Raw genomic sequence first — 14,301 nt, forward strand, 5'->3', positions numbered from 1 at the left:
CATGAATAAATCTAATGACTCACAAGGTCTAGCAAGGCTTGATCTAAATCTCTTTCGGGTCTTTGCGGTGATTTACCAGGAGCTCAATTTGACTCGCGCGGCTGAACGCCTGTGCATTAGCCAATCAGCGGTCAGTCATTCATTAGCTCGAATGCGTGAACAGCTGGACGATCCTTTATTTGTCCGAGAGTCGCAGGGAGTGCTGCCAACGCCATTAGCGAAGCGTATCTGGCCGGATGTAGAGGAGGGGCTTCGGTATTTTCAGCGGGCGTCCAAGCGCAGTGAGAATTTTGATCCATCACGCGATATTGAACAGATCACCTTCGCCATGAATGACGAAGTAGAGCCCACGCTGCTTCCGATTTTGGTGAGTGCTCTCCGTCAGGAGGCGGCATACATTCGTATCGCTTGCGTCAGGGTCGATCGATCGTCGCTGAAATCTGACTTGGCAACTGGAAGGTTGGATTGCGTCATTGATGTTGCCCAGGCCGCAGATGAACAACTCATGCATACCTCATTGACCAAGGATGATTTTGTTGTCATGAGTCGTAGCCAAGCCGTTATTGATTATGCAACCTACTTGGCGGGTGAGCACGTTACAGTATCGTCCCGAAGGGCAGGGCGCAGCCTGGAAGACTGGGAGCTCGCCAGGTTAGGTATTCATCGCCAAATTACGGTACGTGCTCAGCACTATCAGTCGGCCTGTCGATTGGTCGCAGATAGCGATTTGCTCCTGACCATCCCGCGAAGCCTTGCCCAATCACTGAATGCGGTTTTTAACAACTGCGTCCAAGAGCTGCCGGTGCCCATACGACCCGTCGAACTGCATCTTTTCTGGCATGAAGAGCGGGATAAAAATCCTGGCAGCGTTTGGTTGCGCGATACCGTGTTAAACGCACTCGGTGCTGTGCGAGTGAGCGAACATTTAAGGCACTGAATCCCCCCCCAAAAAAAACCTTGCCGTGATCAGTATCACCTCAATCTGCCGGTAGCCCTGAATCTGCCGGTACGGTGTGGTCTCCCTTATCCGCTTGGATCATCAGATAGCGCACAACCCGTTCAACGGGTATGTCACAGTTCTTCCATGATTAAGGTGCGCCCATATGGTTTGAAATTACCTGGAAAGATCCAACTTGCGGACGGCTGGTGTATTTCACTCCGCAGATGGTCGAAGTCTTCGAGCGGTACATCAAGGGTGAGAACGGTGCAAATGCGGGCGTTATTCTGCTTAATTAGTTTCATGGTATCCACCTGGAGGTCATGCAGCCCAGGTCTAAGGGGCGTGCGGCTGAAGTATTTTTTTTATGTGGAATAGAAATTCAATGGGAGTGAATATTTTTTCTCCTCGTGGCTCCTAATACGCAATCTGTATTTATGATGACTCTCCTTAGCTTTCTACACGTCGATTCATCAATGAAAGCCGCCGCATGTCAGATCACCAGAGAGCGCCCGAATAAGCGTATCAATATAGAAAGGTTATTGCGTAACTAACCAAAAATGCTCAAGGTCGTAGGTCCATATTGTTCGCAAAAGACTCAGCAAAATAATCCATCACAGTACGCACAATTATTGAGCGTTTCATGTCCCGGTGGGTGACTAACCAAATATCACGTGAAAACGACATCCCGTCATGCTCTAACTTTATTAACGCTGAATCTGCATCACCCAAAAAGCAAGGCAGACCGGCAACCCCCACGCCAGATCGAGCGGCAATTAGATGGCTGCTAATATCGCTAAGTTCGCACACCACTTTGCGGTTGCCTGCTATCTCAAGTAGCCATCTTTGTTGGGGCATATCGGAGAACTCTTTTTGATATGCAATGAACGCCCAATTCTCCGGTATCGGAAGATCCGAATAAATATGGCTTGCGTATAGCTCGAACCGCATCGTTCCCACCCGCCGAGCGACGTTACTCGGTTCGCTCGGGCGAACGTGCCGGACGGCGATATCTGCTTCACCACGGCTTAGAGAGACCTGATGCGCCTGCGCGCTGATCGATAACTGAATATCCGGATACTTCTGGCGGAAATCCAACATGCGTGGCGCGATGAAGTGAGTGGTGAGCACAGGGGATGCGCTTAATGTAACGCGCCCATTCAACGACACCTGATCGGACTTCACCTGCCGAGTGACGTCGAACGCGACGCTCTCCATGCGCCTTGCCTGTTCAGCGATCACTGCGCCCGCTGCCGTCAGGCGGCATGCTCGTGGCAGACGCTCGACTAAAACCGTTTGCAGTTCAGCCTCAAGCGCCGCGACTCGTCGACCGACTGTCGCGTGGTCCACTCCCAATTCGCGTGCGGCACCCGAGAGCGTCCCAGATTTCGCCACAGCTAAAAAATTACGCATGTTTTCCCAGTCAAACATCGGTGCAAATTCTCACATTAGCATTGCATGTATGTGGAATTTACATGATAAGCACGCCAAGAATAGCCTTCCGTTTACGGGCTGAAGCCGGATTAACGTATTAGGGGGCAAAGAAAAAATGAATCTTTCTATGGCGATGACGCGAACCGGTGATCCGGATGTCTTACAACCAATTGATATCAAAGTCGGAAGTCCTGGACCCCTTGAGGTGTTAGTTACCCAATCGGTGATCGGCGTCAATTTTGTCGACACCTATTTTCGAAGTGGTCTTTACCCGGTTGCGACGCTTCCAGCCGTTCTCGGCTTCGAAGGTGCTGGCGTGGTGGTTAGTATCGGTAAGGAAGTAAGCCATTTACGACCGGGCGACCGGGTTGCCTATGCAGGCGGAGCGCTCGGAGCCTATACGGAGTCGCGCCTGCTCCCTGAGAGCCGACTCGTTAAGCTTCCTGACGAGGTGTCTTTCGAGGCAGCTGGCAGTTCCATGCTACGCGGGCTCACCGCGCATATGCTCTTACACAAAGTTCATGCGACGAAGCAGGGCGATTGGATTCTTGTCCATGCAGCGGCAGGGGGATTGGGGCAGATCGTTATTCGCTGGGCGAAACGGCTTGGTGCCAACGTCATTGGCACTGTTGGCTCAGTTGAAAAGGTAGCGCTTGCTCGCCAAGCAGGTGCCGACTTTGTGCTTTTGCATCCTAACGGTGATTGGGCAGAAGAAGCCGTGCGCTTGTCAGATGGAAAGGGTGTCCATCTTGCAATCGATGGCATCGGAGGCAGCATGGTGAACCAATCATTGAGCGTCGTCCGACCTTTTGGAGTTGTCGCGAGCCTAGGTCAGCCTGCCGGGCCGATTCCACCGGTACGGGTCGAAGATCTGGGCTTCACCCGCTCAATCTCTCTTATACGACCCAGCTCTCTTCTGTACGCAAATGATCCACAGTTATACAAAACAGGAACCGACGAGCTATTAGAAGTACTGATGGACGGCATGATCACACCGATCGGTGCGCGCTATCCGCTAATAGACGCTGCAAGGGCTCACGCTGACCTGGAATTAGGCAAGACGACGGGGAGTGTGATCCTCATGGTATGACAGCGGACTAAAACGACGCTTAGATTTGACCTTTTCAAGTGTAAGAGCATCAACGAGTCGGGCGCCAAAAACGTTTCGGATTAAATTCGACCACCAAGTTGTAATGGGGCTACAGTCTATTGCTGTCCTTTACTCGCATCTATCTCGCTCGGCGTCCCACCATCCAGAATTGGCACTTTGTCCAGCTTTCGAATCATGCTGTCGAGCTTTTCCAAGTCGCCATCCACAATGGCCCGTTCATCCACCGTCAACGGCACCGCCTCCAGGTAACGTCCAATTGAAACTTTGCTTTCCAGGGCCTGGGCCCGAGCGCTGGCTTTCGGCAGGTTAAAATCACATCCAGCACAAGCCATGCGGTGCGGGCAACTGCTCCAAAACGGATTCGAGCAATACGAGTCGCCTAAGTCATAAAATGCGTAGGGTTCTTGCGCCTGGCGGGAGATGACATCATGGTCAATGAGTAATGACACTATGTGCGACATCTGATCGGCCTTGGCAAAAGAGGCCGCCAGCTTGGTGGATCGGATCCGAATATAATGCAACGTCGAACTCGGTGAGCTGTGTCCCGACCACTGCATCAATTCAATCAGTGACATGCCCTGTGGAACGCTGGCCAGCGCCGTCACTGCGGACGCTCGACCACGGTGACTAGTAATACGGCCACGGCTGTCCTCCAGTGGCACACCGGCTTTAGCGCAAAGCATGGGAATGATCGTGCTATTGATGACACCAGCCCCCATGCGTTTACCGCGAAACTGGAACAGGTAGCTGACTTTTTTCACCCGTCCGCTCATCCAGCAGCGATGCTTGATTGACGGGCCTTTCGAGCAGCCAGCCGTCAATGCGCTCTTTGACTACGGCTGCTACGGGTTTGACGAAGGCTTTAAACGTTTTACTGGCCGGAATATCAAGGTAGCACAAGGTTCCTGCAGGAACGGTGTTACCGTCTTCATGCACGACATCGCTCGACTGAGTATGGGGGCAACCGATGGCAAGTCGCCTAATTTCATTGCTGCGCAGCCCCGAATGCGTCCATACGACGGCCATTGCTTGGACCATGGACAGCGGGTAATGAATTTCCGAGAGCAAATCCTTGCGTTCTAAATTAAGACTGGCCCAGATCAATTTGAGCCAGCTTGAATCGTCAATGATGCGAGGGTTGATACCCGAATTGAAGGCCACGGACTGAGGAGTCGCCAGATGGTGCCGAGGACTGAATTTCAAGCGCGCCCAGCCCCACAGCTCAACGTCGATAAAAAACCGTCGCATGGCATGCAAAAAACAACCTTTTGAATTGGGCGCGATCGGTAGGCCAAGCCTCCTGAGCTTGGTACCACGCCCCGACGGCAGAGCCCATTCACCGACGGTCATGCGATCAACCGATGCAATAAACGCGGCGCAGGTCGACATGCTCCAATCAACAGGGGAGCTAACCCCAGGTTGCTCACGCGCGAGCCAGATGCCGGTTCTCAAGATAAAACTGTAGTTGCTTTCCCGAGTACGGGGACGCAAGGTTGAGGTGTCTCGCCATCGACGACACCAATTGACCCAGCCGGATCAATGCCCTCAATGCTTTTTGTACACCAGCTCACATAGCTGCGCATGCGCAGTGGTTTTTCCAAAATCCCCAGCGCAGCCAGCCCGTGCGAAACCTTTCCAACCGATCTGGCCACACCTTCGCTTCGATGCGCCTGGCCTTTCAACAAAAGCGCTTCTGTGAAGGTTTCAAGCCGCGGGTCGCCATTTTCCAACATCAGTGCACCGAGCACACTGCTCAGAAATTGCTTGAGGTGACGTGCCTCATATCCCAGTGATTTCAACACCTTGCTTAAACGCGCATGTTCAGATTCGAATATCGAGTGGCCAGAGATAAAGGATGCGTAGATCGCCGATTGGCGAAATTTCGCGATGCGTTGGGGCGTATGAAAGCCTCCCAGTTGGTAAGCGACCGCCGCCAGGTACGGACGAGATCCTGCTCGAGTGTTGAGTAAGTCGAGCCATTGCATGTCTGACCAGGCCCAATAGGGGCTGCCAATCTTGCTGATCTGCCACAGTATGGTCGCTACTGACGGCGCGGCCAATCGATCAGACACTCCACTGTAGACGACGAGGTCAATCAGGGGATTTATAAGCCCCGGCATTATCGATTGCAGATAAGGCCAATCAGAACGGTAAAAGTGATTAGAAAGCACGACCTGCTCATCATCGGACAGCACCTCTTGCCGCGTATACCGACCCGCATCAAACGCTACATAATCCGCTACCGGTGCAAGGTTCATGACAATGACTCCGAACTAAAGAGCTCACTGAACAACCGCTCATCCAGGCTACCCACTGATTTCGCCATTTTCGCGGTTAGGTCTGCGCCGGATAAGTGCAGGTATATCCGGGGGGGGGCGGATCGCGATCACCGGCGTAGGCCGTGAGCTCATGGAGCTTCCAGCCTGCGCGAGCCAAATGCGTCAGCCGCAGGTGGCGGAAGGTGTGCGTGCTGAGACCGTCAAGGTCCGACTGCCTGGCCCAGGCCTCTACTGTTTTACTCCAGGTCCAGCGTGTCAGCCCCGCGCCCCGGTTGCGGTCTGAATCGGAGCGAAACAGGGGGCCTTTTGTCCACCCGGTACGGTGAAGCTGTTGAAGGTGGGTCATCAAGACGGGGGGCAATGGCGGGGGTGTAGCACACCACTCGGCTAAGTCGGCCCTTAGTTGTTTCAGCCCGCACCGAGATCAGTCGGTGAGCCACGTCAAGATCTTCGACTCTTAAGGCCACCAATTCCGCGCGCCGTAGTGCCCCACAATAAGCCAGCGAGAGTATCAGTCGGTCGCGCACCGACGCGCTGGCGGCAATGCTCAAGAGATGCCGCCATTGTTCATCGTTGAGGATGTTGGGTAGTTTGACCAGACGAGGCACCAGGCCCCGGGTAAACCCCGCGTGAGTCGGTGGGTGGAGCAGACGCGTATGTTGTCCGCGCGGCACGGGGTTTTGCTCGCGAAGGCCCTGAAAGACCAAGTGGTCGTACCATAAGCGGAGGGCGGTGAGGCGTTGGTGCAAGGTGGCATTCGCCACCGCGTTGGCTTGACCGGGTAGAAGTTGGCGGATGTAGAGGGTGATCTGCTCAAAAGTCACGGCTTCAGCGTCCCACCCAGCGGTTTCGCAGTAGCACAGGTAATGCGCCAGACCCCGCGCATACGCATCGAGCGTAGCCGGTGCACGGCCCAGGTTACCGAGCAGTTGCAGCCACTCGTCAACACTGGAGTAGCGGTTTAAAAATCACGGCATAGGAGGGCGTGGAAGTCATGGGTGTATCCCCAGAACGCCAGAGGGTTCAGCCCAGCTCAAGAAAAAGCCTTCCACCTAACTTACTCGAGCGTTTAGTCGATGGATCACGGTATTGCCGAACGCCGGTGGCGAGATAGCAACAGGTTGGTACGGTTTTTCGGAGAGTTTACGCGCGCATCCTGAAGATCGTCCGGCGCCGTCTGGTTTAGATATCGCGAGTGTCTCGCGGTCAGTGGCTTTTTACTGTCACCCAAGCCGGCCCTCGAATTTACGTTTCAAGACCAATTGCGATTTGAAGATATATCTTGCCAACCTCGCTAGATATCTAGCCGCAGCTATCGGCGTTCTGTCACTTTGTCCGTTGCTGACTTTTTTGCGGATATTAATCACCTTAGCTTTTTCCTGCCCAAGCGGGAAAACGTAAGTGCCTTTGTGCTGGCGTATAACAACGTCATTCTAGAAAACCTAGCCGAATACTTTAATGTTAAAATGGAGCTCAGCGCCAAATCAACAGATAAAGGAGCCTTAAAACATGAAAATTGGCGAGTTGGCGGAGCAAACTGGCCTTGCTCCTTCGCGTATCCGGTTCTACGAAAGCATAGGTCTTTTGAAGATGGTAAAGCGCCAAGCAAACGGCTACCGCGCCTATCCGAGTGAAGCAGTTATGGTACTCAATCTGATCAAGACCGCGCAGAAGGCGGGCTTCAGCCTCGATGAGCTTCGCACACTACTGCCCTCCGACCTATCTCAATGGGAGCATGGTGCATTGCTCGAAACACTCCGTAGCAAGGTGCGGGATATTGAGGCGCTGGAGGAGCGACTGGTGCAGGCCAAGGCGCAAATCGTTGCGCTGACAGCGGAGATTGAGGCGAAGCCAGCAGATATCGACTGCGCTGCCAACGCTAAAAGAGTATTGTCGTGGGTGCAGGGCGAACAGAAAAAATCGCGCCCCACGATCCAAGACAGCTCGTTAAGCGAGCGCGGGCCATCCAAGAGTCGTCCGACCAACAACGGATGACTGCATATCATCAAGTGACACTCCCACCATCGAACTCGCGCCGCCACATAAATGATCACCATGGCCCAACGTATAACCGATGGTGCCACTGATTGACGAAGATACCCGCCCTTGAGCTACCAGAACAGCTTCATCAGGAAGCGTATGGGATTGATGAAGGTGTTCACTATGAATGCCCTTATCGCGACTAAAACTGACAGTGCCTCCATACGGACTCAAACGCCAGCACCCGTCCGCACAACTCCGAAATAGATTACTGGCAGCTAAAACCAGAACATTGGAGCAGCAAGTAATCCCCGCGTTGCTGGCCGCAATGACGAATGAAGCGATCCGAATATCAAAGTCAGTAGCGAGCTTCCCACTTGTCTAGAGGTAACCGACGCTCGAAATACCGAGTCTTTGTTCTGCATCAATCTCAAGTAGAAAACCTCGAAAAGACATGTTGACATTAAAGCCAGCTTTAACCTTAGAGTAAGGGCACGATAAACCGAGGTTTTCCTAATGAACGTGTTCGACAAGTTAACACTCCCCAACGGTTCGAGCATTCCGAACCGCATCGCTAAGGCCGCTATGGAAGAGAACATGGCGGATAATGACCATGCTCCGTCCGAGAAGTTGATGCGTCTCTATCAGGCTTGGGCGGATGGCGCGGCCGGCCTGATCATCACTGGCAACGTAATGGTCGACAACCGCGCAATGACAGGCCCAGGCGGCGTGGTCCTTGAGGATGACAGGCACCTGGATAGGTTCAAGCGCTGGGCCCAGGTTGGCCGCTCCAGAGGGGCGCAATTTTGGCTGCAGATCAATCATCCCGGCCGCCAGATGCGAGCCAATCTGGGACAAAAGACTTGGGCTCCCTCGGCGGTCCCCTTGAATCTGGGCAAGATGTCCAAGCATTTCAACACGCCCTATGAAATGACGCAGAATGTCATCAACGAGGTGATTCAGCGATTCGCCCGTACCGCCCAGCTGGGGGAACTGGCCGGTTTCACTGGTGTGGAAATACATGCAGCCCATGGCTACTTGCTGAGCCAGTTTCTTTCACCACTCACCAATCACAGAACGGATGAGTGGGGGGGATCTTTGGAAAACCGCGCCCGCTTATTGCTGGAGATCGTCAAAGCTGTTCGCGCAGTGGTATCTTCCCGATTTGCGGTTGCTGTCAAGCTCAACTCCGCAGATTTCCAGCGCGGTGGTTTTAGTACTGACGATGCCCTGCACGTGGTCACACTGCTCAACAAGTTGGACGTCGACTTGGTCGAGCTGTCGGGAGGGAGCTACGAAGCCCCCGCCATGCAGGGAGATTCCCGGGACGGCCGCACGCTCGCCCGTGAAGCCTATTTCCTGGAGTTTGCCCGCGAGATCCGGACGGTAGCTAAGATGCCCGTGATGGTCACCGGAGGAATCCGCCGTCAGCCAGTTGCTGAAAAAGTGATTAACAGCGAAGTGGACATGGTCGGTATCGGTACGGCTTTGGCCATCGATCCGTATCTACCGCGTGACTGGCGTATAGGCAAGGACAGTGCCCCAGAACTACAGGCAATAACTTGGAAGAACAAGGCACTGGCTTCCTTGGCGAACATGGCTGTCGTCAAGTTCCAGTTACGCAAGCTGAGCGTGGGTAAGGCGCCCAATCCGCATGTTTCGCCTTTGCGGGCGCTAATCATACAACAGATAGCAAATGCACTCCGTACCCGCCAGTACCGCCGAAGAATGACGCAGCGCGTGCACAACTGACGTCAGATGAGAACGCCAGCAGTGCCGGAAGTAAAACGAAATCCCATAGTTGAGGGGTGTATGGCACAAAATCCATCAGCACACGATCCAAAATAAGGAATTAAAGAAATGGAGCAATCAGTACTGATAGAGATAGGCCTACCGGCTGCGCTGTTCATCATCATGGCAGGCATGGGCATGACGCTCGTGCCGTCGGACTTTTATCGCGTGGCCTCAAGTCCGAAGGCGCTAATATGGGGTAGCGTGGCGGCGCTACTGCTGTTGCCGATAGTGGGCATCCTTTTGGCCATGTTGCTGCGACTACCTCCAGAGATAGCGGTCGGCCTGGTTATTATCGCCGCCTGTCCTATCGGTACTACCTCCAACTTGATCTCGTTCCTGGCGCGAGGCAAGCTTGCACTGTCGATCGCAATGACCGTCGTTGGCAGCCTGGCAACGATCGTGACCTTGCCACTTTTCGTGAACTTTGCCCTTGAGCGTTTCGTCGATGCCGATACACGCGTCTACCTGCCGGTGCTAGAAACCATCAGTATGTTAGTATGTATCGTCCTGATCCCAGTCCTCGTCGGTATGTTTACTCGCTACAAGGCCCCCGCGTTAGCCGCTCGGATTGAGCGCGCAGTGAGTGTCTTCGGTGCGGTCGTGCTACTTACCTTGATCATCGGAATTAGCGTTTCGGTAGTCGACCAATGGGCGAAAATTCTCACCACTGCCGGGCCTGCGGTGGTCGCTCTGAGCATCTGCGGCATTGTGCTCGGGTTTCTCGGATCTCGCCTGCTTGGTATATATGCAGTGGAAGCTATTTCCGTGGTGGTGGGCATGAGCGTCAGGAATGCCGCCATAGGCATGCTGATTGCAATCAACATGATGAACTCACCTGAAACGGCTGTGCCGGCAGCCCTCTACGGCCTGCTCATGTATCTCTTCGGCTTCGGCCTGATCGGCTACGGCCGTATGACGATCAAGTCAGCTGTGTAAAGAGAAACGAATGGACGGCTGACCACCACGTTGCGACGTGTGAAAGGTCACCGTTCTACCACAAGGTAGCAATTTGCATTATGCAACAATCGGCAGGAATGAATGTTCAATAGGCACAACTAGGATTATTTTTTGCTCCACATCTGGCGACAGCACAAATGGGCACCAACTCATCTCTGAAGTGCTATTGACCTAACGTTCCATCGGTCACTCAAGGCCTGCGCAAGTATCAGTTTTTTCGCAACAGAAAGTATCCCGTGTTAAGAATTGTAATCCTAGGCAATGCCAGTGGCAGCAAATTTACCTTTGCCAGAGCAATTGGTAAGGGCATGCTTTCCTCCAGTACACACAGTACACAGGAAAAGCTGTTTAGTGGGAGCCCGCCTGGGTCGGACCTGACGCCAAACAGTTCCGCATATAGCCTGCAAATTGATCGGACCGAATACCTGATTTTTTGAACACACCTATGCCTAGTGTGCGCTCAACGTAAGCGTCTGCCCAAGTCACCTTGCGTGACTCAGAACCCGCTGAGTCGGCAACCAGAAGTCGAAGGTCAGTCAGCGCTGTGGCATACGCAACATATCCTGTTGCCGTCGGGGTCTCTGATGTAAGCACCGTAATAATCCGGAGAGTACTGAGGACGCAGCCCTGGTGCGCCTTCGTCTGATGCCCCGTTAGCCATAGCAATCGCGTAGAAGTCATCAACCTGCGCCCGCGTTTGGGCTTCGAACGCAACCATCGACCCGTTACCTGGTGTCGCGCGTTCGCCATTTAGAGGGCTATAGATGCAGAACGCCGTACCTGAGTCAGTCGTGCTTTGGGTGAATAGAACGCGTTCAGGATTGTGCTTGAGGGCAAGCAACGTGATGCCTAGCGGTGTAAGTAGCCGCCCATAGAAGTTTGTGGCGCTGGCGAGGTCGTTGGTGCCGATTGTGATATGGCTGAACATGAGGCGCTCCGATGGGATTAGGGTATGCGTCCACCCAACTTACCTTGTGTAAGTTAGGCGGGCACCCATTGATGCGGCAAAAGGTTACCGATTTCACTCGCCCTCTGCGTCGGCAGGCGCGTGAGGACGTCCTTCAAATAAGCATACGGATCATGCCCGTTGAGCCGCGCCGACTGGATCAAACTCATGATCGCCGCCGCGCAGTGATCCGGCAAAAAACCAGTTTGAGCGTCCAAGTGCCCACGGGCGGACCTGGTTCTCGACCTGGTTGTTGTCAATGGGCACAGCCCCTTCGTCCAGGTAGCGCGTCAGCGCTACCCAGCGTTTAAGGCTGTAATCCAGGGCTTTGGCTGTTGCCGATCCGTTGGGCGCCAGATCACGCTGGTCCAACATCCAGTCATGCAGCGTTTTGATGATCGGTGCTGCCTTTACCTGGCGTATTCGCCAACGATCCTCATTGCTCATGTCTCGTGCCAGGCGTTCAACCTCGTACAAGCCGCCAATCGAGTGCAGCATCTGTTCGGCCAACTGGCTTTTGTTCGCCACGTGCAGATCGAAAAACTTCCGGCCTGCGTGAGCCATGCGGCCAATTTCAGTCATGCCTTTCTCAAAACCGGCTTTGTAGCCTGCAAAATCGTCGCACACCAGCTTGCCGTTCCACTTCCCAAGGAAGTTGCGCGCATGCTCACCGGCACGGCTGGGACTGAAGTCGTAAACCACGGCCTTGAGCGCCGAAAACGGCGTGGTGCTGTAGGCCCAAACATACGTGCGGTGAGTTTCCCTCTCACCCGGCGCCAGCATTTGAACCGGGGTCTCATCGGCGTGGATCACGCCCTCGGACAGCACCGCTTCGCGCAGCGCATCGACCAAAGGCTGAAGCTGCACGCCGGTTTGTCCAACCCACTGCGCCAGCGTCGAGCGGGCGATCATCAACCCAGCGCGGCCAAAGATTTTCTCTTGCCGGTACAGCGGCAAGTGGTCAGCGAACTTCGCCACCATCACATGAGCCAGCAGGCCGGCAGTGGGGATGCCCTTGTCGATCACCTGCGGCGGCACGGGGGCCTGGATCAGTATTTCGCACTGACGGCAGGCCCATTTTCCACGCACATGCTGCTCGACGGTGAATACGCCAGGTGTGTAATCGAGCTTCTCACTGACGTCTTCGCCAATGCGCTGAAGTTGGCAGCCGCAGACGCACGGGGTGTTTTCTGGCTCGTGACGGATCACAGTCCGTGGGAACTGCGGTGGCAGCGGCGCACGCTTGGGTTTCTGACGTAGCTCGGTCGGTGCAGGTGGCGGATTGACCGCTTTCAGCTCGGCCTCGATAGCCGCGATATCAGTGTCGAGCAGGTCGTCGAGCAAGCTACCTAGGTCAGGGCTTAGCTGTTCGCTGCGCTTGGCGAACTTGTGTCGCTTGAGGATGGCGATCTCATGAGCGAGTTGCTCGTTGACCGTTTCAAGGCGGTGGATTTTCTGGCCCATCGAATCGACCTGGGACAGCAACCGCAAGGCCTGTTCGGCCAAGGCACGCAGCTGTTCCGGTGTCATTTGATCGAGATTGGGCGAGGAAGTCATGCTGCTGATTGTGCCAGAGCAGGCGGCCAGCGGCGATAAACCGATAGGCTAATGGCAGGTGCTACAGCAGTGTGATCGAGCCGCCCGCGCCGACTCGCTGCCACGGTAAACCCAGCACCAAGGCTTGAAGTTGCTCGTTATCGAGTTCGACTTCCGATCCGCGATGGATGCCAGGCCAGTGAAACTTTCCTTGGTTTAATCGTCGTGCCGCAAGCCAAATGCCCACTCCGTCATGCACTAAAACTTTCATCCGGTTGGCTCGGCGATTGGCGAAGAGATAGGCACAGTGCGGCTTCGCCGCACCGAACACCGTGATCACCCTGGCCAACGCGGTCTCTGCCGACGCGCATATCCATGGGCTCGGTGGCGAGCCAGATGGCGTCGATGCGGATCATCGCAGCAGGTCTCGAAGAAAGGTCGCGCAGGCAGCGGCAGAACGGCAATTTGTAAGCGTTTCGTGAACACATCTTCCAATTTGGATGGTCTGCGTGATTTCTGCTCACCAGAACAGCATTCTCAATGCCAGCGCGATTACGATTATATTAAAAACTGACTCCATCCACTGGTCGCCCTTCTGTAACGCAAACTTCGCGCCGGCATTTGCACCCAATAGCGTTCCAGTAACCAGGCAGAGTCCGTAAGGCCAGTTAATGATGCCGCTGACGCCAAAAATTATGAGTGAGCCCACGGAGAGGACTAGCCCACCGACTTTGCGGGTGCCCACCGATTCGCTGATTGTTTTTCTGAAAAAGATAATGAATAAATACGTCGAGAGTTTGGCTTGTCCACCCAATAACCCACCAATCATTCCTACTGGGATGAAGAGGATATAGCCAAACAGGCGCCTGATCGCTGAAGGAGGTGTTTCGCAGCTACGCGGTTTTTTTATAAGGGAGAGTGCCACCAGCAGCAACGTCAGGCCGCCAATTACTTTATGCAGCAGCGCGGGATCTATTTGAAGAAGAAGGCTGGCTCCTCCCAGAGCCCCGGCCAGCCCCAGTGCCGCAGCCCGAACCGCAAGCGCATAATCGACCTTTCCCTTATTATGGAAGTGCCGCAGCCCTGCAACCATGGTGCCTACGGAGGCCAAGCGCGCGGTGGCGATCGACGATTGAGGTGGAATCCCCAGCCAGATCATCACCGGGACGGTTAAAAACACACTCCCACCCGTATTGCTTCCAACGAATCCCGTTATTATTCCGAGGAAAACCAGACCGGCGCCTGTCAACCACTCATGACCAATCATGTTGAAATGCTCGCGTAGGATAGGCATCTGCTGATCACACCTTGTGATCTTCGGGCTTTT

11 protein-coding genes and 2 pseudogenes are annotated in these 14,301 nt (G+C 54.3%); 5 read left to right on the forward strand and 8 right to left on the reverse strand.

Annotated features, from left to right (window positions below):
* The first annotated feature begins 1 nt into the window (after window position 1).
* On the forward strand, window positions 2-937 hold the full coding sequence (locus HKK54_RS22775; protein ID WP_169387917.1) for a LysR family transcriptional regulator: 936 nt from the start codon (window positions 2-4) through the stop codon (window positions 935-937).
* A gap of 134 nt (window positions 938-1,071) precedes the next feature.
* Here the strand turns inward: HKK54_RS22775 and HKK54_RS22780 are convergent, their stop codons facing one another.
* Together HKK54_RS22780 and HKK54_RS22785 are read right to left on the reverse strand one after the other, a co-directional pair.
* The gene (locus HKK54_RS22780; RefSeq protein ID WP_169387918.1) at window positions 1,072-1,242 is read right to left on the reverse strand and encodes a hypothetical protein; all 171 of its coding nucleotides are present in this window, start codon (window positions 1,240-1,242) and stop codon (window positions 1,072-1,074) included.
* Between the two features lie 259 nt (window positions 1,243-1,501).
* A complete protein-coding gene (locus tag HKK54_RS22785; RefSeq protein WP_169387919.1) occupies window positions 1,502-2,368 on the reverse strand; it encodes a LysR family transcriptional regulator in 867 nt (288 codons plus the stop codon).
* Window positions 2,369-2,486: 118 nt separating this feature from the next.
* Between HKK54_RS22785 and HKK54_RS22790 the strand changes: the two genes are divergently transcribed.
* Window positions 2,487-3,461 carry a quinone oxidoreductase family protein gene (locus HKK54_RS22790; RefSeq protein ID WP_169387920.1) on the forward strand — a complete coding sequence of 325 codons (975 nt, stop codon included), beginning with the start codon at window positions 2,487-2,489 and terminating at the stop codon, window positions 3,459-3,461.
* 116 nt (window positions 3,462-3,577) lie between these two features.
* Here HKK54_RS22790 and HKK54_RS33850 read toward each other — a convergent pair.
* Window positions 3,578-5,740, reverse strand: a pseudogene (locus HKK54_RS33850) (tyrosine-type recombinase/integrase).
* A 257-nt stretch (window positions 5,741-5,997) separates the two neighbouring features.
* The gene (locus HKK54_RS34035) at window positions 5,998-6,585 is read right to left on the reverse strand and encodes a tyrosine-type recombinase/integrase (RefSeq protein WP_442962311.1); all 588 of its coding nucleotides are present in this window, start codon (window positions 6,583-6,585) and stop codon (window positions 5,998-6,000) included.
* Between the two features lie 685 nt (window positions 6,586-7,270).
* On the opposite strand from HKK54_RS34035, the gene HKK54_RS22810 reads away from it, so the two are divergent.
* From HKK54_RS22810 to HKK54_RS22820, 3 genes are all read left to right on the forward strand, one after another.
* On the forward strand, window positions 7,271-7,756 hold the full coding sequence (locus HKK54_RS22810; protein ID WP_169387921.1) for a MerR family transcriptional regulator: 486 nt from the start codon (window positions 7,271-7,273) through the stop codon (window positions 7,754-7,756).
* 501 nt (window positions 7,757-8,257) lie between these two features.
* The gene (locus tag HKK54_RS22815) at window positions 8,258-9,493 is read left to right on the forward strand and encodes an NADH:flavin oxidoreductase/NADH oxidase family protein (protein WP_169387922.1); all 1,236 of its coding nucleotides are present in this window, start codon (window positions 8,258-8,260) and stop codon (window positions 9,491-9,493) included.
* Window positions 9,494-9,601: 108 nt separating this feature from the next.
* On the forward strand, window positions 9,602-10,471 hold the full coding sequence (locus HKK54_RS22820; protein WP_169387923.1) for a bile acid:sodium symporter family protein: 870 nt from the start codon (window positions 9,602-9,604) through the stop codon (window positions 10,469-10,471).
* 553 nt (window positions 10,472-11,024) lie between these two features.
* Here the strand turns inward: HKK54_RS22820 and HKK54_RS22825 are convergent.
* The 4 genes and pseudogenes from HKK54_RS22825 to HKK54_RS22840 form a co-directional block, all read right to left on the reverse strand.
* On the reverse strand, window positions 11,025-11,420 hold the full coding sequence (locus HKK54_RS22825) for a VOC family protein (RefSeq protein WP_169387924.1): 396 nt from the start codon (window positions 11,418-11,420) through the stop codon (window positions 11,025-11,027).
* A 53-nt stretch (window positions 11,421-11,473) separates the two neighbouring features.
* Window positions 11,474-12,995: pseudogene (gene tnpC / locus HKK54_RS22830) on the reverse strand (IS66 family transposase).
* A 61-nt stretch (window positions 12,996-13,056) separates the two neighbouring features.
* Entirely contained in the window at window positions 13,057-13,314 is a 258-nt protein-coding gene (tnpB, locus tag HKK54_RS22835) for an IS66 family insertion sequence element accessory protein TnpB (protein WP_237151091.1), read from the reverse strand.
* A 180-nt stretch (window positions 13,315-13,494) separates the two neighbouring features.
* Window positions 13,495-14,268 carry a sulfite exporter TauE/SafE family protein gene (locus tag HKK54_RS22840; RefSeq protein ID WP_237150979.1) on the reverse strand — a complete coding sequence of 258 codons (774 nt, stop codon included), beginning with the start codon at window positions 14,266-14,268 and terminating at the stop codon, window positions 13,495-13,497.
* Window positions 14,269-14,301 lie beyond the last annotated feature (33 nt).

This window comes from Pseudomonas sp. ADAK13, assembly GCF_012935715.1.
In the GTDB taxonomy this organism is placed as follows: domain Bacteria; phylum Pseudomonadota; class Gammaproteobacteria; order Pseudomonadales; family Pseudomonadaceae; genus Aquipseudomonas.

Bases quoted from the DNA above. Each gene is read 5' to 3' on its own strand.
- HKK54_RS22775 (WP_169387917.1), top strand. From the start codon at position 2: ATGAATAAATCTAATGACTCACAAGGTCTAGCAAGGCTTGATCTAAAT.
- HKK54_RS22780 (WP_169387918.1), bottom strand. From the start codon at position 1,242: ATGAAACTAATTAAGCAGAATAACGCCCGCATTTGCACCGTTCTCACC.
- HKK54_RS22785 (WP_169387919.1), bottom strand. From the start codon at position 2,368: ATGTTTGACTGGGAAAACATGCGTAATTTTTTAGCTGTGGCGAAATCT.
- HKK54_RS22790 (WP_169387920.1), top strand. From the start codon at position 2,487: ATGAATCTTTCTATGGCGATGACGCGAACCGGTGATCCGGATGTCTTA.
- HKK54_RS22810 (WP_169387921.1), top strand. From the start codon at position 7,271: ATGAAAATTGGCGAGTTGGCGGAGCAAACTGGCCTTGCTCCTTCGCGT.
- HKK54_RS22815 (WP_169387922.1), top strand. From the start codon at position 8,258: ATGAACGTGTTCGACAAGTTAACACTCCCCAACGGTTCGAGCATTCCG.
- HKK54_RS22820 (WP_169387923.1), top strand. From the start codon at position 9,602: ATGGAGCAATCAGTACTGATAGAGATAGGCCTACCGGCTGCGCTGTTC.
- HKK54_RS22825 (WP_169387924.1), bottom strand. From the start codon at position 11,420: ATGTTCAGCCATATCACAATCGGCACCAACGACCTCGCCAGCGCCACA.
- HKK54_RS22840 (WP_237150979.1), bottom strand. From the start codon at position 14,268: ATGCCTATCCTACGCGAGCATTTCAACATGATTGGTCATGAGTGGTTG.